The organism is Sporolactobacillus nakayamae, from assembly GCF_900113325.1.
In the GTDB taxonomy this organism is placed as follows: domain Bacteria; phylum Bacillota; class Bacilli; order Bacillales; family Sporolactobacillaceae; genus Sporolactobacillus; species Sporolactobacillus nakayamae.
Genome location: NZ_FOOY01000009.1, coordinates 152,485 through 172,199, shown reverse-complemented (window position 1 = coordinate 172,199; position 19,715 = coordinate 152,485). Strand labels below are relative to the sequence as shown.

The 19,715-nt window shown below is 44.3% G+C and carries 17 protein-coding genes and 1 other annotated feature; all 17 genes read right to left on the bottom strand.

All coding sequences use genetic code 11. The features are described 5' to 3' along the window. Positions 1-611 precede the first annotated feature (611 nt). The 17 genes from BM003_RS07845 to BM003_RS07765 all read right to left on the bottom strand — a co-directional run bounded on the left by BM003_RS07845 (position 612) and on the right by BM003_RS07765 (position 19,714). Positions 612-923 (bottom strand): hypothetical protein, encoded by a 312-nt coding sequence (locus tag BM003_RS07845; protein WP_093671811.1) that lies wholly within the window; start codon positions 921-923, stop codon positions 612-614. A gap of 16 nt (positions 924-939) precedes the next feature. Further along, positions 940-1,647 (bottom strand): VanZ family protein, encoded by a 708-nt coding sequence (locus tag BM003_RS07840; protein ID WP_093671809.1) that lies wholly within the window; start codon positions 1,645-1,647, stop codon positions 940-942. Positions 1,648-1,877: 230 nt separating this feature from the next. Further along, positions 1,878-2,549, bottom strand: coding sequence for a YgjV family protein (locus tag BM003_RS07835; RefSeq protein WP_143128439.1), 672 nt, complete (start codon positions 2,547-2,549; stop codon positions 1,878-1,880). 443 nt (positions 2,550-2,992) lie between these two features. After that, a complete protein-coding gene (locus BM003_RS07830) occupies positions 2,993-3,874 on the bottom strand; it encodes a helix-turn-helix transcriptional regulator (protein WP_093671805.1) in 882 nt (293 codons plus the stop codon). Between the two features lie 479 nt (positions 3,875-4,353). Continuing rightward, complete coding sequence (gene pyrE / locus BM003_RS07825) at positions 4,354-4,998, bottom strand: orotate phosphoribosyltransferase (RefSeq protein WP_093671803.1); 645 nt, start codon at positions 4,996-4,998, stop codon at positions 4,354-4,356. After that, complete coding sequence (gene pyrF / locus BM003_RS07820; RefSeq protein ID WP_093671849.1) at positions 4,980-5,708, bottom strand: orotidine-5'-phosphate decarboxylase; 729 nt, start codon at positions 5,706-5,708, stop codon at positions 4,980-4,982. Before pyrF ends, pyrE begins: the two co-directional genes overlap by 19 nt. Beyond that, positions 5,705-6,613 (bottom strand): dihydroorotate dehydrogenase, encoded by a 909-nt coding sequence (locus BM003_RS07815; protein ID WP_093671801.1) that lies wholly within the window; start codon positions 6,611-6,613, stop codon positions 5,705-5,707. Before BM003_RS07815 ends, pyrF begins: the two co-directional genes overlap by 4 nt. Then, complete coding sequence (locus BM003_RS07810) at positions 6,607-7,389, bottom strand: dihydroorotate dehydrogenase electron transfer subunit (protein WP_093671799.1); 783 nt, start codon at positions 7,387-7,389, stop codon at positions 6,607-6,609. The genes BM003_RS07815 and BM003_RS07810 overlap by 7 nt, the downstream gene beginning before the upstream one ends. Continuing rightward, positions 7,386-10,628, bottom strand: a complete 3,243-nt coding sequence (gene carB, locus BM003_RS07805) for a carbamoyl-phosphate synthase large subunit (protein WP_093671797.1) — start codon at positions 10,626-10,628, stop codon at positions 7,386-7,388. The genes BM003_RS07810 and carB overlap by 4 nt, the downstream gene beginning before the upstream one ends. Beyond that, entirely contained in the window at positions 10,621-11,712 is a 1,092-nt protein-coding gene (gene carA / locus BM003_RS07800; RefSeq protein WP_093671795.1) for a glutamine-hydrolyzing carbamoyl-phosphate synthase small subunit, read from the bottom strand. Before carA ends, carB begins: the two co-directional genes overlap by 8 nt. A gap of 48 nt (positions 11,713-11,760) precedes the next feature. Then, on the bottom strand, positions 11,761-12,684 hold the full coding sequence (locus tag BM003_RS07795) for an aspartate carbamoyltransferase catalytic subunit (protein ID WP_093671793.1): 924 nt from the start codon (positions 12,682-12,684) through the stop codon (positions 11,761-11,763). A gap of 201 nt (positions 12,685-12,885) precedes the next feature. After that, a complete protein-coding gene (gene pyrR, locus BM003_RS07790; RefSeq protein ID WP_093671847.1) occupies positions 12,886-13,422 on the bottom strand; it encodes a bifunctional pyr operon transcriptional regulator/uracil phosphoribosyltransferase PyrR in 537 nt (178 codons plus the stop codon). 277 nt (positions 13,423-13,699) lie between these two features. Then, a complete protein-coding gene (locus tag BM003_RS07785) occupies positions 13,700-14,620 on the bottom strand; it encodes an RluA family pseudouridine synthase (RefSeq protein WP_093671791.1) in 921 nt (306 codons plus the stop codon). Beyond that, positions 14,620-15,075, bottom strand: a complete 456-nt coding sequence (lspA, locus tag BM003_RS07780; protein WP_093671789.1) for a signal peptidase II — start codon at positions 15,073-15,075, stop codon at positions 14,620-14,622. The genes BM003_RS07785 and lspA overlap by 1 nt, the downstream gene beginning before the upstream one ends. Before the next feature lie 165 nt (positions 15,076-15,240). Beyond that, complete coding sequence (locus BM003_RS07775) at positions 15,241-15,927, bottom strand: TraR/DksA C4-type zinc finger protein (RefSeq protein WP_093671787.1); 687 nt, start codon at positions 15,925-15,927, stop codon at positions 15,241-15,243. 119 nt (positions 15,928-16,046) lie between these two features. Continuing rightward, positions 16,047-18,818, bottom strand: a complete 2,772-nt coding sequence (gene ileS / locus BM003_RS07770) for an isoleucine--tRNA ligase (RefSeq protein WP_093671785.1) — start codon at positions 18,816-18,818, stop codon at positions 16,047-16,049. A gap of 68 nt (positions 18,819-18,886) precedes the next feature. Further along, positions 18,887-19,115 (bottom strand) — a binding site (T-box leader). Between the two features lie 83 nt (positions 19,116-19,198). Further along, positions 19,199-19,714 (bottom strand): DivIVA domain-containing protein, encoded by a 516-nt coding sequence (locus BM003_RS07765; RefSeq protein ID WP_093671783.1) that lies wholly within the window; start codon positions 19,712-19,714, stop codon positions 19,199-19,201. Between the last annotated feature and the right edge of the window lies 1 nt (position 19,715).

The window sequence follows — 19,715 nt, the reverse complement described above, 5'->3', positions numbered from 1 at the left end:
GAAAAGCCGAAGGCTTTTTGAATTCCTGCCTGACGTAAATGTTTTAGAATCCTCAACTCATTAAAATTCACTTTTATTTCTGATGGCAGTTGATTATTTTGACCTTTTTTCGCTATCATATAGAGGGCACCTCTTCTTTTTGGTAGTGTATTTCGTCAAAATCACTATACCAAAAATTGAGGTGTCTTTCTATTTTGTCAAGGAGTGTAATGAATAGGCTACAAAGCACGTTATATCAAGGGCTATTTCGGATTTTTACTCTGCGAAAGTTGAGTATTTTATAACCTACCAAAGATCACTGAACAAACAAACAGAATATTCCTAAAGTCCACATTACTGCCGCACCAACTAACCACAACAATAATTTAGTTTCTTTACTGAAGCAAAAGGTCCCATAGCAAAAATTTCCAATCGTTAAACCTAGTATAAATAGCGAATTAAAGATTATTTCTTTTTGATAAATACTCAATAGCACCAGAACCAGGATTGAGACTAATAAACCAAAAAAAGCTACTTTCACTGAATCATAAAATACTTTTTTTGTCATTTGTGAAACCTACTTTCTCACGTAAGATTATCAAGTGCATGCAGTACATAGCTCATTCTGTACTTCAAAAAATAATATCGTAATTATCTCGATCCTGCCAGTCATCTAATAGGTCAAAAGAAAGAATGATCAGTTCAACCGCCACTGCAATTTGATCAATCGACTTGTTTTCACCTTTAAGAATGTCATGGTGTAACACAGCTAAAGCACCGAACGGAAAATCATTTTTTTCATGGTAAAACGCGTACTCATGTGTCCTTTTTCGCATTTCATCAGAAACGATAGAGTGATCAATCAATTGATGCATTGCGCTTTTTATATGAGGTGAAGCTCGATGAGTTGCGTTGATGTTATCCCACTCCGATCCATATTTCATTCAAACATTGCACAAATCAATTAGCTTCATTTCCTTTAATTGGCGACTCCTTCCGCACAAAACGACGGCAGAGCGCAGCTAATCCAAGATAGAACACGTAAGCTAAAATTCCCAAAGCAACTCCGGCGGTGTTGAGAATCACATCATCAATATCCATGGCGCGAGCCTGAAAAAAGAGCAGATCCGATAAGAATTGCAGTACTTCGATAGATAATGAATAGAGAAAAATGATGAGAAACGCGCTTTTAAATGTAATTCGTCCAAAATAGAGCAGAAAAAAGCAGAACGGAGCCAGTACAATAATATTCCCTATAATTTGATGCGTCGCAATATTGACTGATGGAAACCCGGAAAATTGTGTAATAAGCGTTCGAAAGGGAATCACATTGATCATTGATAGAAAATTTCGTTCAAACTGATGATCAAACAACCCGAACCATAACTGCTGTACATCAATACCCAGCAACAGCAAAAAGGCAATCCACGCGTACAGTTGAAACGCCAAGAAAAACAGCATCTGACTGATCCCGCGAATGACTATTTTCCTTGTAATGAACAAAAAAATCAGCGTGAACATAATGAGATTAAACAAAGTGGCCAGATATTCAATGATCGTATAACGATAAAATCCCTCAGTTAAAATGACAATTAAATAGAACAAGGCAATCGCAACAGAAAATAGACCGATCACTCTAATATTCTTCATTTCAAAATAATTTTTCATAAAAAAATCCTTTCCAACATGATTATTGAAATGAGAGGCAAGTCCATGTGTATCCTCTCGTTCTACTCACCACACTAAAAAAATCCTAATCATCTTTACCAAAGTTTCATACAAATGGCAGCAATCAGTGCCACGAGGCAAAGTAAGAAACCTGTAATGATCCAAGGCATAACATTGGTGATATATATGAGCCAGTTACTCATACTGCATTCACTCCTTTACCTATTTGCTCAATTGATGTCATTAATTTGATACAGACCAAGCGGATGATGTTTGGATTCTAGCCGTTTTTGACGCTGAATGCTTTCGGGCACTGGTTCCTTTGTCCATTTTTTATAATTCTTCGACTCATTTGAGGAATCCTTTTTTAATTGACTGTATTCTCGTTCATTGAACACTTCTCGAATTTTCGCATCTTTATAATCTGCATAGGATCGGTTCTTCGATACCTCAAAGAAAACACCGCTTCTTTGAATCAAGTATCCATACAAATACTTCTTGTCCGTTTTGAATTTCACTTCGTAATAATAACCGTCCATTTTCAGATTGGGAAATGCTCTGTATTTGGCGATGTCTGCTGTCGATTGACCTTGCTCCGCTAAATAGTGAACAAAAACAGGATAGGTCTTAGCTGCAGTCCAAGGATAGAGGTACAACCAGTGACTAAAGGGGAGAGCGGAAAGAATCAAGACAAGCACCCATTTCCACCACTGTTTCCATGTCCGGTAAAAAAAGATTGTTAAGCAATTGAGTAACAAAAAAAGAGCGCTAAAAAGAATGGTTGCAGCGAGCATGCTGTTGAGCGCAGCGGTTAATGACTCTGCACTAAGAAAATGACTAAAATAGATCACATAAATAACGGATACTAAGAACAGAACGATACATTGCTTTACATACTTCATTCCGGACTCCATTCATTACTTTCCCTCTATTGTAAAGCATTTCTTCGCAAATAAACCCGCATACTTTATCGATAAGTCCGCATTTTTTCGTGCGGAGTCACGCACGTTTTAATGCGGGGCATTCGGATAGTTACCTAAAGAAAGCAGCTTTCTCGTGACTAACAGCAGTGGGGCAATCAATCAAACCGATATAATCCATTATTTCGTGGATAATTGTTAAGCTTGATACCAATTAAAAATTAGCGTAAGGAAACACCCTTACAGAGGAATTCCAGAAGGGTGGTATGTAAAAAATGAGCGCAGTAGTATGCAGATAATTGTATGATTATTTTAAAGAGATTATAGAAGAGAGGGTTCGAATACATCCGTCCATCATGGTTAGGTGGCCTCCGTCATGGGCAGGATATTTTTATTACGAATACCTTGTTTGGTCATGCGATAAATCAAATTTCTTCAAATAATGGATTTAAAAGATGGTCGGGAAAAACTTCTTCAGGAACAAATTCGGTTGTTGGCGTATTGTTGTCAACTTCTTGAAAGCTGACATTATCAAGCCATGTTTGCCCTTTTCCATACAACAAGATACCAATGTTAATAATGGCTCCGTTTTCAGGTATATCCAATACACAGGAGTAATTATTCCATTCAGTTGTTCCCGTAATTGACCTACTTTGCATATTATCCAGCTTTAATGTATCTCCTAAAGCGCTGTCTACCCTAAACCATAACCCACACCAGCCTTCCACATCATGAGTTTTTACAAAGCCAGAAAGACGCATTCGTTTACCAATGAAATTTTTTGCGCTCATTTGCTGCATTATGGTACCATATTCACCATTGGAAAATTCGTCTGTAAGGGAGTAAATCGTTGCTGATTTTGAACCCATGTGGTAAATGCTGGTGTCAATTCTAGCTTGGTATTTGTCGGGCGCGGTTCCTGTAATAATCCAGTCTTTTATTTCGTTTTGCTTAGTCACACTGATCCCTCCTGTAATTAGATCCTTAATAGCCGACCGGTATCTACCCGGTGGCAATTGATAAATACTTTTGAAAGCTCGCGTAAAGGATTCCTGAGATTCAAAATGGTAGGTCAAGGCAATATCCAATATCGATATATTTGTGTTTAGCAAAGTAGAAGCAGCGCTAGCGAGTCTTCGTTTTCTAATGAAAGCATAGAGTGAAATGCCGACTTCTCTTTGAAAAGTACGATGAAAATAAAATTTTGAAAATCCCACTACTTTAGAAATTCCATCTAAAGTCAATTGTTCGCATAAATTCATTTCAATGTATTCTAAAGCTGTTTGAATTTCTTTGCTATGCGTCACCAATCTCACCTCCTCGCAATTATTATGACACAAGTTCAAATTTGATTTTTGATGGTTCTTGCCCTTTTTCTAAACCATTGCTTCCCTTCCCCGTCGCCCTTGAGCATTCATCTAAGTAAAAAATAAGCGGAGATATTCCGGTTATTTGCACCCTGGAGCTTGTTTCGCGGGCAAATAAGGGTAATTTCTCCGTCTATGCAAAGCAAAACGCTCCATTTTCACGTTTTTCGATTTGATAAGCGGAATTTTTCCTTCTATTTAAGCTATATTTTCGTTCATTTTCTAATTAAGCGGAGTTTTTCCGTCTATTTTCAGATTAGGCACTTTACCTGATCGCCCAACCGCGATAAGTGCGGATTGTTAATCAGCCTCTTATCGTCGTACCAGCGAGGCGATATCTTAAACTTTCTTAACTTGTAAAAAAAGAGCCTCCAATAAAAAGAGGCTCCTAACGAGAATATAAATTTTATATGTTCCCTTTATTTCTTTTGCGTGCGCCAATCTTCTGATGTTGGATCCGCATACCACAGTTTAAGCTGTTCAAGCTGTGCACCGCTGATTTTGCCCTGCTCTTCCGCCAGATGAATGAGCGTATCAAAATCGGTGAGCGTATTCAGTAGCACGTCCTCATTTTCAAAATTAATGGTTGCTTGCGGTAATTGATATGTAAAAATTGCGGCAACGCCAAGTACTTCTGCTTCCGCTGCTTCAACCGCTTGAACTGCGGTCAATACACTTCCGCCTGTTGAAATCAAATCGTCAATGACAACGACTTTCTGTCCCGGATTAATAATGCCTTCGATTTGTTTCTTACGGCCATGTGATTTAGCTGATGAACGAATATAAGCCATTGGAAGTCCCATTCGTTCCGCGATCAATGCCGCATGTGGGATACCCGCAGTTGCCGTTCCGGCGATGACTTCGGCATTCGGATAAACCTTTTCGATTAAAGCGACGAAGGCATTAATAACATCCTTACGTACATCCGGATAAGCAAGTGTTAATCGATTGTCGCAATAAACCGGGGATTTGATGCCGGATGCCCATGTAAATGGATCGTCCGGACTCAAGACGACAGCGTTTATTTTCAAAAGATCTTGTGCAATTAGTTTATTGTTTTCCATGTTTGGTTCCTCCAATCATCAAGTACCCGCTGATAAGCCTCTGCGGGGTCGGCCGCGGCTGTGATGCTTCTGCCGACAACGATATAGTCGCTTCCAAGGTTTCGTGCCTGCGAAGGTGTCGCGACGCGCTTTTGATCACCTGCATCATCATCGGTCAATCGAATTCCCGGTGTCACCGCGAGAAACTCGGGAGAAGTTTGATTCTTTATCTTTTGTGCTTCCCAAGCCGAGCAGACAACACCGTCCATTCCGGAAGAATAGGCAAGCGAAGCATACTGAGTGATGACCTCGTCAATCGGTCGTTTAATTAACAACTCATTTTCAAGCATTGTCTGATCGGTGCTCGTCAACTGTGTGACTGCGAGGCAGATCGGACGGCCTGATCGTGCGCCTTCGCCGAGTCCTTCAGCAGCTGCGCGCATCATTTCGGCGCCTCCTGCGGCATGGACATTAATCATGTCCGCTCCAAGAAGAGCCAGCCCCTTCATCGCCCGATAAACCGTATGAGGAATGTCATGCAGTTTCAAATCCAGAAAAACTGAATAACCTTCTGATTTAAGTATACGAACGATATCCGCGCCATTTTGAAGATAAAGTTCCATGCCTACCTTTACATAGCAGCCGGGACGATGGATCTTCTTAAGCATTTGCAGCATCTCATCATTCGATGCCACATCCAATGCGACGATCACCTGTTTTTCTTCATTCATTTCTTCCAGCTCCTTCCAACGAGTTCATTGATATCAGAAACTCCCATTGCGTTCAGTTTCTCGGGAAGCTCTGTAATAATTTTCGGGCAGACAAAAGGATCAACGAAATTGGCCGTCCCTACTGCAACGGCGCTCGCTCCCGCTAGGAAGAATTCAATGACATCATCGGCATTCTGAATACCGCCCATGCCGATGATTGGAATCGATACTTTTTGGCTGACTTCATAGATCATGCGTATGGCAACCGGCTTGATTGCCGGACCGCTTAATCCGCCGGTCAGATTAGACAAAACCGGTTTTTGCGTTCTCAAATCGATGCGCATGCCAAGCAGCGTATTGATCATCGACAGCCCGTCTGCCCCTGCCTCTTCAACTGCCTTCGCCATAGCGACAATATCAGTAACATTCGGGGACAATTTTACATAAACAGGCTTTTCCGAAACAGCCTTCACCTTGGCTGTCAGTTCTGCGGCAACTTCCGGAACCGTTCCGAACGTGATCCCGCCGTGCTTCACATTCGGGCAGGAAATGTTCAGTTCCAGTGCATTCACAGCGGATTGCTGCGACATTTTTTCTGCTGTCAAGACGTAATCATCCATCTCACTGCCTGCAATATTCGCAATGACTGGAACTTTATTTTCCTCAAATCGAGGTAATTCTTTTCTAATGATTTCGTCAACCCCAGGATTCTGCAAGCCGATCGCGTTCAGCATCCCCCCGGGTGTCTCAGCAACACGCGGTGTCGGATTTCCATATCTAGGTGCCAAAGTCGCGGCTTTAATCGTTACCGCGCCAAGTACCTTTAGGTCATATAAATTGCTGTATTCCGCGCCAAAAGCGAAGCATCCGGAGGCCGGCATAACCGGATTCTTTAATTTCAGACCGGGCAGATGAACGTCTAGCATAACTCAACCTCCCTCGCTTTGAATACAGGTCCATCGCAGCAAACGCGTCGATAGCCTTTTGCGTCATTGGGATCAGTAGTGTGTGTGACACATGCCATGCATGCACCGATGCCGCAGCCCATACGCTGTTCCAATGAGACAAAGAGCGGTTTTTCAGTAATTGCATGTTCAAGCGCTCTTAACATCGGGATCGGTCCGCATGTATAAGCGGCATCAAAATCGACTGAATCAAGTACATCGGTGACTCTGCCCTGCTTCCCGCTTGTGCCATCCTCGGTCATCACAATTGTTCGTCCCAATTTTTCAAATTCCGCTTGGTAGAAGACATCCTTCGCGGAGCGGAATCCAAGTACATGTGTAACGTGTACTCCTCGTTCAATCAATGCCTGAGAAAGGCCGTAAAGTGGAGGCACACCCACGCCGCCTCCGATAACTAACGCTTTGCCTTTTAAAGGCGTCGCGTCGACAGGAAAACCGTGGCCGAGCGGTCCAAGCACATCAATTTTTTCACCAATCTTGGTCTCAGACAACAGACTGGTTCCTAAACCGCCGCTTCGATAAATCAGCGTCATCGTTTTTGTCGATGGATCAGCCGAACTGATGCTTATCGGTCGCCGCAAGAGCGGCGCAATGGATTGCGATTCTCCGCCCACCCTTATGTGGACAAATTGTCCGGGTTCAGTAATTGTCTGAACCATTTCGCCTTCCAGCTTCAACTTAAAAATTTGATCGGCGATTTCTTCATGCGCGAGTACCCGCATGTCTTCCTGCATCATTGAACGACACCTGCTTTATTGCCGCTCGCTTCCAGGGTCGCCGAACGATCGTCCATCTGTGGCATGCATTCGGTTTGAAAAGCAAGTGATTCAAGAACAGTAAGAAGCGCTTCGGTCGTGTCGAGCGATGTGAGACAAACAACACCGTTCTCAACCGATTCACGTCGAATTCGGAATCCATCTCGAGCGGGACGCTGGCCTCTTGTCAATGTATTGACAACAAATTGCGCACCGCCGTGGCGGATCACATCGAGAAGATTCGGTGATTCCCCTCCGATTTTGTTAACGGTTGTGACCGGAATCTTACGTTCTGCAATCATTGCAGCCGTGCCTTCAGTAGCCAATATGTTGTAGCCAATATCATAGAACCGCTTAACGAGTGCCAGAGCCTCTTCCTTATCTTTATCAGCAATCGTGAAGAGCACAGAACCATGCGCCGGAATTGTCATTCCGCTGGCAAGCAGCCCTTTGTAGAGCGCTTTTTCGAGAGTGACATCCTGTCCCATAACTTCTCCGGTCGATTTCATTTCCGGTCCTAATGTGACATCGACACGGCGCAGCTTAGCGAACGAAAAGACCGGAACTTTGACAAACACGCCTCGTTTCGGCTCAGGATGTATGCCTGTATGATACCCAAGCTTTTCTAGATGTTCTCCAAGAATGAGTTTCGTTGCAACTTTTGCCATCGGCACGCCTGTGATTTTGCTCAAAAATGGAACAGTACGACTTGCTCTAGGATTTACTTCAATAACATACACATGATTATTATGAATGATAAATTGGATATTCATCATACCGACAACCTTGAGCCCTCGAGCAATTTTAATCGCCGTGTCGACAACCTCTTGTTTCACTTCGGCGGTTAAGGTCTGCGCCGGATAGACCGCAATCGAGTCTCCTGAATGGACGCCTGCTCGTTCAATATGTTCCATGATGCCTGGGATATACACATTTTCACCATCTGAAAGCGCATCAAGTTCAATCTCTGTTCCGATCAGGTAACGGTCAACAAGTACCGGATGGTCCGGATTAATCAGAACCGCGTGATCCATATAATGCTTGAGTGAGGTTTCATTATAGACAATTTCCATCGCGCGCCCGCCAAGCACATAAGAAGGTCGTACAAGCACCGGATAGCCGAGTTTATTTGCGATTTTCACCGCTTCTTTCGTTGAGAACGCTGTGGCTCCAGCTGGATGATCAACGTTAAGTTTGAGCAGCAGCTGTTCGAAGCGGTCACGGTCTTCCGCTTGATCCATCGCGTCCAGTGTCGTTCCGAGAATTTTCACACCATTTGCTTCGAGTCCGGAAGCCAGATTAATCGCGGTTTGCCCGCCAAATTGGACGACAACGCCCTTCGGCTTTTCCAAATCAATGACATGCATGACGTCCTCAAGCGTCAGAGGTTCGACATACAACTTATCCGAGATGCTGAAATCTGTAGACACAGTTTCCGGATTGTTATTGATCATGATCGCTTCGTAGCCTTGCTGCTTAATCGCCCATACGGCATGAACCGTCGCATAATCGAATTCGACACCTTGACCGATACGAATTGGTCCGGAGCCGAGCACAATAACACTCTCGCGTTCAGACACAACCGACTCGTTTTCTTCCTCATAACTGCTGTAATAATATGGCGTTTCAGAAGTGAATTCTCCGGCACATGTATCCACCATCTTGTATACAGGGCGAATGCCGAGTTCTTTGCGCCATTCGGAAACTGCCTTGTCAGTTGTTTTCCAGCATTGTGCAATTTTCCAGTCGGAAAAACCGTGCTTTTTGGCATTAAGTAATGCTTTCTCGTTTTGAGGTGCTGCTTCAAGCTCTTTTTCAATTGCGACGATATTGGCGATTTTACTCAAGAAGAAACGATCAATCTGTGTGCAAGCCCAAATTTCTTCAATATCGGCACCGCGTCTCAACGTTTCGGCAATCAGGAATAATCGTCGATCATCTTTTTTCTTTATAATATTGAACAGATCTTCCATGCTCATTTCATCAGTTTCTTTAAGCTCAAGGTGCAAGGTACCATTCTCAAGCGAGCGTACTGCCTTAAGTATCGATTCTTCAAAATTACGGCCCATCGCCAAAACTTCGCCGGTGGCTTTCATTTGTGTACCGAGCGTCCGTTTCGCATCGTCAAATTTATCAAATGGCCAGCGCGGTATTTTCGTTACGACGTAATCTAACGTCGGTTCGAAGCTTGCGTAAGTGGTTCCGGTGACCGCATTCTTAATTTCATCGAGATGATAGCCGACCGCTATTTTCGCTGCTACCTTGGCAATCGGATAACCGGTCGCTTTTGAAGCAAGTGCCGAAGAACGGCTGACACGCGGATTAACTTCAATAATGTAATAGCGGTCGCTGTGCGGATCTTGAGCAAGCTGCACATTGCAGCCGCCTTCGATTTTCAGTGCGCGCACAATCTTTAACGATACGCTTCTGAGATGCTGCAGGTCTCGGTCGCTCAGGGTCTGGCAAGGGGCCGTTACAATTGAGTCACCGGTATGAATGCCGACCGGATCAATATTTTCCATATGGCAGACGGAGATGGCACCATCATTCGCGTCGCGCATGACTTCAAATTCGATTTCTTTGAATCCGGCGATGCTCTTTTCAATGAGTACCTGTGTAACCGGGCTCAGCTTCAATCCATTTTCCGCAATTGTATCCAGTTCTTCATCTGTCGAGGCAATACCGCCGCCTGTTCCTCCTAATGTAAAGGCAGGACGGATAATAACCGGCAAGCCGACTTTGTTTACAAAAGCGCGTGCTTCTTCTAAGCTCGTGACGATTTCACTCGGTGGAACCGGTTCATCAAGCTCAATCATCAAGTTACGAAATTTCTCACGGTCCTCTGCTTTCTCAATCGTATCAAGATTCGTTCCGAGGAACTGAACCTTTAATTCATCCAATATCCCCGATTGATGTAGTTGAACGGCGAGATTCAAGCCGGTTTGCCCGCCTAATGTAGCGAGGAGTCCATCCGGATGCTCCTTACGAATGATCTTGCTGACAAATTCTACGGTCAGCGGTTCAATATAGACGCGATCTGCAATGTCGGTGTCGGTCATGATTGTTGCCGGATTTGAATTGACGAGAACGACTTCATAGCCTTCTTCGCGCAATGATTGACAGGCTTGCGTGCCGGAATAATCAAATTCCGCAGCCTGTCCAATAATAATCGGTCCTGAACCGATAACCAATATTTTCTTTATATCTGTACGCTTAGGCAAGCTCTGCACCCTCTTTCTTGTTCGTTTCCATCATGCTGAGAAATTCATCGAATAGATCCTGGCTGTCATCCGGTCCCGGAGAGGCTTCCGGGTGGTATTGAACACTGAACGCCGGATACTTGGTGTGGCGCAAGCCCTCGATTGTTCCATCGTTAATCGCTACATGGGTGACTTCCAAGTCTGTACTGTTAAGTGATTCTTTTTCCACTGTAAAGCCGTGATTTTGTGATGTAATGACAAATTTTCCAGAACGCAGATTTTTCACCGGATGGTTGACGCCGCGGTGGCCGAAGCGCATTTTAACCGTGTTTGCACCTGCCGCAAGTGCGAACAGCTGATGACCAAGGCAAATACCGAATACCGGGATTTTGCCAAGCAATTCACGAACTGTTTCAACTGCTTCAGGTACTTCTTTAGGGTCCCCAGGGCCGTTACTAAGCAAAACACCATCCGGATGAAGTTTTAAAATATCTTCGGCTGATGTTTGGTAAGGAACGATAACAACATCAAAATTTCGTTTGATGCATTCGCGAAGGATACCTTGTTTCGCGCCAAAGTCGACTAAAACCACGCGCGGTCCTGAGCCTGGGGTGACGTAAGCAGATTTCGTCGAGACACGACTGATCTGGTCGGTTGGCAACGGCCATTTTTTTAATTCCTCTGCTACAACTGCAGGATCCGCGTCAACAGGCACAATCTTGCCGCGCAACGTACCGTATTCACGAATAATTTTGGTCAGTTTGCGCGTGTCGATTCCTTCAATTCCCGGGACATCATAGTCGTCGAGCCATTCACTAAGCGTTTTTTCCTTTTGCCAATGGGAAGGCGCTTTGGCGACTTCTTTTACAATCAATCCGGAGATACTTGGTCGTGCGGATTCGTTATCTGAACGGTTAATTCCATAATTGCCAATGAGTGGATAAGTCATGGTCACAATTTGTCCGCAGTAAGATGGGTCGGTAATGAGTTCCTGGTAACCGGTCATCCCGGTGTTGAAGACGACCTCACCTTTCATCTCAGAGCTGCTACCGAATCCTTCTCCGACGAATGCCGCTCCGTTTTCCAATACAAGCTGTCTTTTCAATTCATTGCCACTCCTTCTATGTCAAATGAGCGATCTCATTTGCTTCTCTTACAACTTTTCTGCGATGCGTTCGTCAGCCAATTGAATAGGTGTTGCACTGAGCGCCCACTCCAGTGCGGCCATGCGCGCGTAGACACCGTTCTTAATTTGCTTGAAATACCTGGAACGGCCGCATTCTACGAGCTCGTCATCAAGCTCGACACCGCGGTTAATTGGACCGGGGTGCATGATGATGCTTTCCGGTTTCATACGAAGCGCGCGTTCATGTGTCAATCCGTAACGTTCATGATACGCTTCCTTTGTCATGTTCATCGCCTGTTCATGACGCTCGTGCTGAATCCGCAGCATGATTACCGCATCCGCTGCTTCAATTGCTTCATCAACGGTCACATAAGTTCCGGGAAGCGACGCGTTCTGCCATTCTTTCGGTCCGGAAAGCAGCACACGGCAGCCCAAACGATTTAGAATTTCTGCATCTGATTTTGCCACTCTGCTGTAACGTAAGTCACCGATGATTGCGACCGTTAATCCATGAAACATCATAAATTCTTGGCGGAGCGTCAGGAGATCAAGCAGTGCTTGAGTCGGATGATCCCCCGCTCCATCACCGGCATTAATTATGGATACACCGACACCTTCAAGCGCTCGATAATAACCGACATCTTGATGGCGAATAACCGCCGCTTTCGCACCGAGAGACTCCATCGTTCGTACCGTGTCATAAAGGGACTCGCCCTTCAGCGCGCTCGATGTCTTACTGCTGAAGTTAAGCACTTGATAGCCGAGTCTCTTCTCAGCCGTCTCAAAGCTGAAGCGCGTCCGGGTACTCGGTTCATAGAACAGATTCGCGACCAAGGTATGATTCGGAGCAAACCAGCCTTCTTCGTTCATTTCATGTATTTGTTCCGCACGATCAAGAATCGTATTCATTTCTGTTACCGATAGATCATTCAAGCTGAGCAGATTGGCCATCGAAAATCCTCCTCTAATCGTTAATGTGCGCCTTAATCGCGCCGCCTTTGCATGTTTTTAATAACTTTTTTCTGCATTTAAAAAACCTCTTCGCCAGAATTCTGACAAAGAGGTTGTGTAAAAAACCGCACTGCACTAAATCACTCTTTATCAGTCTCACTGGACTGCCTTTAAAAGGTGTTATACGTTAGTTTCCAATTATTAACTTGTCGCTCGAATAGTCACTGTGTCCATGCCATCAATCTCGGTTAATTGAACAGCAATTTGTTCTTCTTTAGAAGTTGGAACATTTTTTCCAATGTAGTCGGGACGGATTGGCAATTCGCGATGCCCGCGATCAATCAGTACCGCTAGTTGGATACGCTGCGGGCGGCCAACGTCCATCAATGCGTCCATCGCCGCACGGATCGTACGTCCGGTGTAAAGTACATCATCGACCAAAATCACCGTTTTCGATTCGATCGACATTGGGAGGATACTCCCAATCAATTCCGGTTCATCTGTTTTTTGTTTTAAGTCGTCTCGGTAAAGGGTGATGTCCAATTCCCCTACTGCAACATCCTTGTTTTCGATTGATTTGATACGATCGGCAAGCCGTTTTGCCAGATAAATGCCTCGTGTCTTAATGCCGACCAATACAACCGAATCCACACCCTCGTTACGCTCGATCACTTCATGTGCAAGTCGTGTCAGCGCTCGTCCGATCGCTTTTTCATCCAATATTTCTTTTTCTTCCAAAAGCTCTTCACCCGCCGTTTTGCTGCGGCCAATTGTTTGATCATTTATTAATGATTTCTTGCTGACGGCATAAAAAAAGTCTTGCCGTTTCGAGCAAGAGACCGCAGTGTTGCCAATAGTCATTGACAATCATCACCCTTCTTAGTCTCTCGGGACTAAATTTAAAAGGAATTCATTTGGTTCATTTTTAAGCTATACTAAGTATGCCAAACAGAGTCTGTTTTGTCAATTGCAAACAGACGATTGACACCACTTTTCCGGAAATCTTTTCGCTATATTATTGATAGTGATTTTCACGCAGTCCTTCAAGAAGGCGTTCCATGTCAACCGGCAGAGGAGCGCGAAAAAGCATAAATTTCTTAGTCACAGGATGCACGAACCCAAGTTCAGCCGCATGCAATGCCTGTCCTTGAATAGGCAACGTCTTACGCGGACCATATTTCGGATCGCCGGCAAGCGGATGACCAATAAACGCCATATGGACGCGAATCTGATGCGTCCGTCCGGTTTCCAAACGGCAAGCGACAAAGGTAAACTTTGAGAAACGTTCCAGCACCTTAAAATGGGTGACCGCCTGCTTGCTGTTCTTGTCCGTCACGGCCATTTTCTTTCGATCCTTGTCCGCACGACCAATCGGTGCATTAATCGTGCCTTCATCGTGAGGAAGACTGCCGTGAACAATGGCAAGGTATAATCGCTTCGTTGTCTTATCCTTCAGCTGCGCGGCAAGCGAATGATGCGCCTCATCGGTTTTCGCCACCATCAAAAGTCCGGACGTTTCCTTATCAATTCGATGCACAATACCGGGACGCATCACACCGTTGATACCCGATAAATCATGACAATGCCCAAGCAATGCATTGACCAGAGTGCCGCTCATATGTCCCGGAGCTGGGTGAACAACCATCCCTCTAGGTTTGTTCACCACAATGACTGACGAATCTTCATAGACAATGTCTAAAGGGATATTTTCGGGAGTAACATCGAGCGGTTCCGCTTCCGGCATATGAACGCATACCTCATCACCTGTTTTCATTCGGTAGCTTGTTTTAACACTTAATCCATTAACCAAGATGTTCCCACTCTTAATTAATTGCTGAAGTCTGCTTCTTGATTCTTTCGAAATCTCATCGCTTACCCAACGATCAATTCGTTTTCCATCATCTATTATCTCAATCGTTCGAACAATAGTCGGCATTACTGTTCCTTCTTTCCGTCAAGAAACAAATAAATAACAAGAAGAACAACACCGATAAAAAGTGATGAATCAGCAATGTTAAACACCGGAAAACTATAATTGATAATGTAGACGTGAATGAAATCGACGACTTCTCCACGTATCAGCCGATCCGCAAAATTCCCCAATGTCCCGCCAATAATAAATCCCAATGATATGCCGAGGAGCGGCTGTTTTCTCCCTAATTTCTGCATGTAATAAACAACAACCGCTAGGACGACAACGGTAATAATGAAAAAGAAAATAAATTGTCCTTCCAGCATACTCCAGGCGGCGCCATTATTTCGGACTGAGGTAAAATAAAAAATGCCGGGGATAATCGGAATACTTTGTCCCAATTCCATATTATGTACGACCATCCATTTGGAGCATTGGTCAATAATTAATAGCAGAACTGCCAGTGCATAGTAAATCATTAATAAATTCCTCCAACACACGTTGATTTCCGAGTGACGCATGGAAACAAAGCTATTGTTTCTCGAATCAACCCGATCATGTTTTATCTTTTTAAATTCTAGCATAAATTTTCTAAAAAAAATATGTATGCAGCGGGTTCGTTTACACCCGCTGCACAAAGTGAATTAACGTTCTATGGGATCTAAGTAGTCATCTTCATTCTTTGCCGACCAATGATCATAGTGATGATTTTTCAACACGTGAATCTCGTCATCACCCGAGAATCCACCAATATCTGTGGCAGCAAAGGACTCGTACTCCTCCACAAAGCCAATGCCTTCTTCGTCATCACTATACGGCGCATCCTCATAGATACCTTCCTGATCATTATACTGCGAAACAAGATCGAAAGCGTTTTGCTCATTAAAACCGTCACTTTCAAAATCCGTAACACCTTGTTCCTCCAAATCGATGATGACTGATTCTTCAACAGGACGCAAATTGTGGTGATGCACTGTCTCTGATTGACACACCACAGTTCGTGCCGTCGGCAAAGCATTTAAGCGCGCGCGGGGTATTTTCTCGCCGGTTTTCTCATCGTACCCGTAACTGCCATCTCTCATTTTTTCTAAGGCGTGATTAATTTCTTCGAGTTCATTTTGTTCCAACTTGTGAAAAGCTAAGTCTTTTTCCCGATCATACAACTGTGTCGCTGATTCAGCCGGGTGATTATCATAAGACGACAATTCCCCAGATGCAATATCAGATACAGAACCAAGCTCTGCAGCTGTTTCCATATCGCTTTTCAGCTTTCGTTCGAGATCCAGTTTGCGGCTGAGCAGCCTCTTTTTGATTTTCCTATAACCCCACATCTATATAAAAATCCCCCTTATTGCTCCCGCGCACATTAATTAGTGTGGGATAAAGGGGGATTTTTAGACTGCGTAATATTTACGCAATATGGGAATCATTTTCTTGGTGAATCGCAATATCAGTCGAGCGTTACATCTGCGTAATCATGACGTACGGTTTCCGCACAGTGCGCGCACAATGTCGGGTGTTCCTTGTCTTCTCCAACGCTTGGCAGAATCGACCAGCATCGTTCACATTTTTCACCCTTAGCAGGCTCAACCGAAACGGCCAGCCGCGCGTACTGATCTGCCGCTTCCGGAACCTCACCGTCTTCTACAACCGTAACTTGAGATACAATCAGCAATTTGTCGAGATCAGCTGTATCTTTTAAGAAAGCTGTTTCCGGTTTAACATAGAGCGTTACGGCCGCTTCAAGTGATTTACCAATCAGCTTCGCATCACGCGCTTTTTCGAGTGACTTTAGTACATCGTCACGAACCGCGATCAGTGATGACCATTTCTGTTCCAGTGCATCGGAATCAGCAATTTTCTCGAGTTTCGGCATATCCGTTAACTGGACATAAGATGCGATCTTATCCGTACCCGGAATATGCTGCCAAATTTCTTCAGTTGTATGCGGGACAATTGGCGACAAAATTTTGGTTAACGCAACTACCGTCTTATACAGAACGGTTTGCGCGGAACGGCGAATCAGCGAATCCTTCGGTTGAACGTAGAGCGCATCTTTCGCGATGTCCATGTAGAAAGCACTCAAATCGAGCGAGCAATAATTCTGTAACGCTTTGTAAACGTTCAAGAACTGGAATTCTTCATAATTTTTCAGGCATGTGTCGATGAAGCCATTGAGCTTCACAAGCATATAACGTTCAAGTTCCGGCATATCTTCTGTAGGAACAATCTTATCGACAGTAAAATCATTAAGATTTCCGAGTATAAAGCGTACCGTATTGCGGATCTTGCGATATACTTCGGCGACCTGTCCGAGAATTTCATTGGATACTCTGGCATCAGCTTGATAGTCAACCGAAGCCACCCATAAACGGATAATGTCCGCACCATACTGCTGCATGACCTTCATCGGATCAATGACGTTTCCTACGGATTTGCTCATTTTCAAACCTTTTCCATCAAGAGTAAAACCATGACTCAATACTTGTTTGTAGGGCGCGTGACCCGTTACGGCAACAGATGTGGCTAGTGACGAATTAAACCATCCACGATATTGATCCGATCCTTCAAGATACATATCCGCCGGGCGGCGTAACCCTTCACGCGTGGTCAATACGCCTTGGTGGGATGAACCAGAGTCGAACCAAACATCCATGATATCGGTTTCCTTCTTAAAGGTACCGTTCGGGCTATGCTCCGAAGTAAAGCCCTCAGGCAGCAAGTCTTTGGCATCCCATTGGAACCAAATGTTCGAGCCGTGTTCGCGGAACAGATCCGCTACATGCTGAATCGTTGCATCCGTGATGATCGGTTCGCCGTCTTCACCATAGAATACCGGAATCGGAACACCCCATGCACGTTGACGCGAGATACACCAGTCTTCACGATCCTTGATCATATTCGTCATGCGGACATCGCCCCATGATGGAACCCAACGCACTTCATGAATTGCTTTTAAGATATCGTCCCGATAAGCTTTGATCGACGCGAACCATTGTTTTGTCGCTCTCCAAATCACCGGTTTTTTCGTACGCCAATCATGCGGGTAGGAGTGAGTAAACGTGCCGACTTTAAGTAATGCGCCGACCTCTTTCAATTTCTCGATTACCGGTTCATTAGCCTTTTCATAAAACATACCTTCAAAACCTGGTGCTTCGTCGGTCATGCAGCCGCGGTCGTCCACTGGGCAAAGGATATCGAGACCATATTTTTTACCTACATAAAAGTCATCGGCACCAAAGCCCGGGGCAGTATGGACGCATCCTGTACCGGCATCCAAAGTGACATGGTCTCCAAGAATCATCACGGACGCACGATCATAGAATGGATGGCGGCAAACAACATGTTCCAGGTCTTTACCGTTCACATTGCGCAGTACCTGTGGATTTTCCCATTCGAATGTTTTTGTCAAGGATTCAACCAAATCGGCAGCTACAACAAATTTGTGACCCGCCACTTGAACAACACTATAGTCAAATTTCGGATTGACAGCAATCGCAAGGTTCGCCGGCATCGTCCATGGCGTCGTCGTCCAGATGATGACCTCTTCATCCGAATTCAATACCCCTTTTCCGTCTATCACATGGAAAGAAACGAAAATGGAATACGACTTAACATCTTTATATTCGATTTCCGCTTCAGCAAGTGCAGATTCAGAGGAAGGCGACCAATAAACCGTCTTTTTGTCTTTATAGATATAACCTTTCTTTGCCATTTCACCAAAAACTTCAATTTGTTCAGCCTCGTACTCTTTGTGCAAGGTCAGATACGGATGATCCCAATCCCCACGAACGCCTAGCCTTTTAAATTGTTTCTTCTGATGTTCTACTTGTCCGAGCGCGTATTCTTTACATTTTTCACGTAGATCGGCAACCGACATTTTTTTTCGATCGATCCCTTGCTTTGCGAGCTGCTGTTCAATTGGGAGTCCGTGTGTATCCCAACCCGGTACATAATAAGCTTTATAGCCGGTCATCGACTTAAAGCGAGTAATCATATCTTTTAATACCTTGTTTTCCGCATGTCCAATATGGATGTTTCCATTAGCATACGGTGGGCCATCGTGAAGGATAAATGTTGGTTTCCCCTCGTTGACCTTTAATGACTGTTCATAAATATGCTCCTGATCCCATTGTTCTTGCATACGTGGTTCTTTCGTTGGAAGACCGCCGCGCATTTTAAAATCTGTTTTCGGCATCAGTAGTGTCTTCTTGTAATCCATTGAAAAACGCCTCCATCATCTTTCTGTTTTATTTCTTTTCTGACCTATATAAAAAGGTCCTTCTATCCCAAAGGGACGGAAGGACCGCGGTACCACCCTAATAGCAGAGCAAATCTGCCACTCATGATTTTCTTAACGCGAATCAACGTTGGTTCTTACTTAACTCCTGTCATGCAGGAGTCGTTCGGAATCAAACTCAAGGGTGATTTTCCTTACCGCCGTCCGCACCGGGCTCGCACCGTATCCCGGCTCGCTGCGCGACCTTGCGGCGAGTACTTTCCCTCTCATAGTATTTAAAAATATGATTTCATTTTAAATGTCTGTACATTATGGCGCAAGCATCTTATGTATGCACAGTATATGCAATAAGAGTCTCCGCGTCAAGCTTGCGTACGAATCATTCCATCGTTTTGTTCACTATCTGCGTCTTCATCGCCCACAGACATGCTTTTCCAATCATCACTCTTTAACAATTCCAATTGCGCTTCAATCAGCATCTGGAAGCGTGTCCGGTATACATTGGCTTCTTTTTTCAATTCTTCAATATTCAAGGTTACCTTGCGTGATTTCTCAAGCGCTTCATTGATAATGCGATCAGCGTTTTTCTTTGCTTCCATTACAATCAGTTTAGCTTCTTTATTCGCGTTCTGCTTCACTTCCTCAGCTGTTTCCTGAGCGACAAGAATACTCTTGTTCAGAGTTGTCTCAATATTAGAGAAGTGATTAAGCTTTTCATCTGAATTCTTGTTCTTTTGTTCAAGATCCTTTTTCTCGCGAATAAGCGCTTCATAATCCTTGATCACCTGGTCAAGAAAATCATTCACTTCATCTTCATCATACCCACGAAATCCTCGTGAGAACGATTTATTATGAATATCCAAGGGTGTCAATGGCATC

Coding starts and splice junctions, on each gene's coding strand:
- BM003_RS07835 (WP_143128439.1), bottom strand. CDS start 2,549: ATGAAGTATGTAAAGCAATGTATCGTTCTGTTCTTAGTATCCGTTATT.
- BM003_RS07795 (WP_093671793.1), bottom strand. CDS start 12,684: ATGGCCAATCTGCTCAGCTTGAATGATCTATCGGTAACAGAAATGAAT.
- BM003_RS07845 (WP_093671811.1), bottom strand. CDS start 923: ATGAAATATGGATCGGAGTGGGATAACATCAACGCAACTCATCGAGCT.
- BM003_RS07785 (WP_093671791.1), bottom strand. CDS start 14,620: ATGCCGACTATTGTTCGAACGATTGAGATAATAGATGATGGAAAACGA.
- BM003_RS07815 (WP_093671801.1), bottom strand. CDS start 6,613: ATGCTAGACGTTCATCTGCCCGGTCTGAAATTAAAGAATCCGGTTATG.
- BM003_RS07810 (WP_093671799.1), bottom strand. CDS start 7,389: ATGATGCAGGAAGACATGCGGGTACTCGCGCATGAAGAAATCGCCGAT.
- BM003_RS07775 (WP_093671787.1), bottom strand. CDS start 15,927: ATGTGGGGTTATAGGAAAATCAAAAAGAGGCTGCTCAGCCGCAAACTG.
- pyrF (WP_093671849.1), bottom strand. CDS start 5,708: ATGAATGAAGAAAAACAGGTGATCGTCGCATTGGATGTGGCATCGAAT.
- lspA (WP_093671789.1), bottom strand. CDS start 15,075: ATGATTTACTATGCACTGGCAGTTCTGCTATTAATTATTGACCAATGC.
- pyrE (WP_093671803.1), bottom strand. CDS start 4,998: ATGGAAAACAATAAACTAATTGCACAAGATCTTTTGAAAATAAACGCT.
- ileS (WP_093671785.1), bottom strand. CDS start 18,818: ATGGATTACAAGAAGACACTACTGATGCCGAAAACAGATTTTAAAATG.
- BM003_RS07840 (WP_093671809.1), bottom strand. CDS start 1,647: ATGAAAAATTATTTTGAAATGAAGAATATTAGAGTGATCGGTCTATTT.
- BM003_RS07765 (WP_093671783.1), bottom strand. CDS start 19,714: ATGCCATTGACACCCTTGGATATTCATAATAAATCGTTCTCACGAGGA.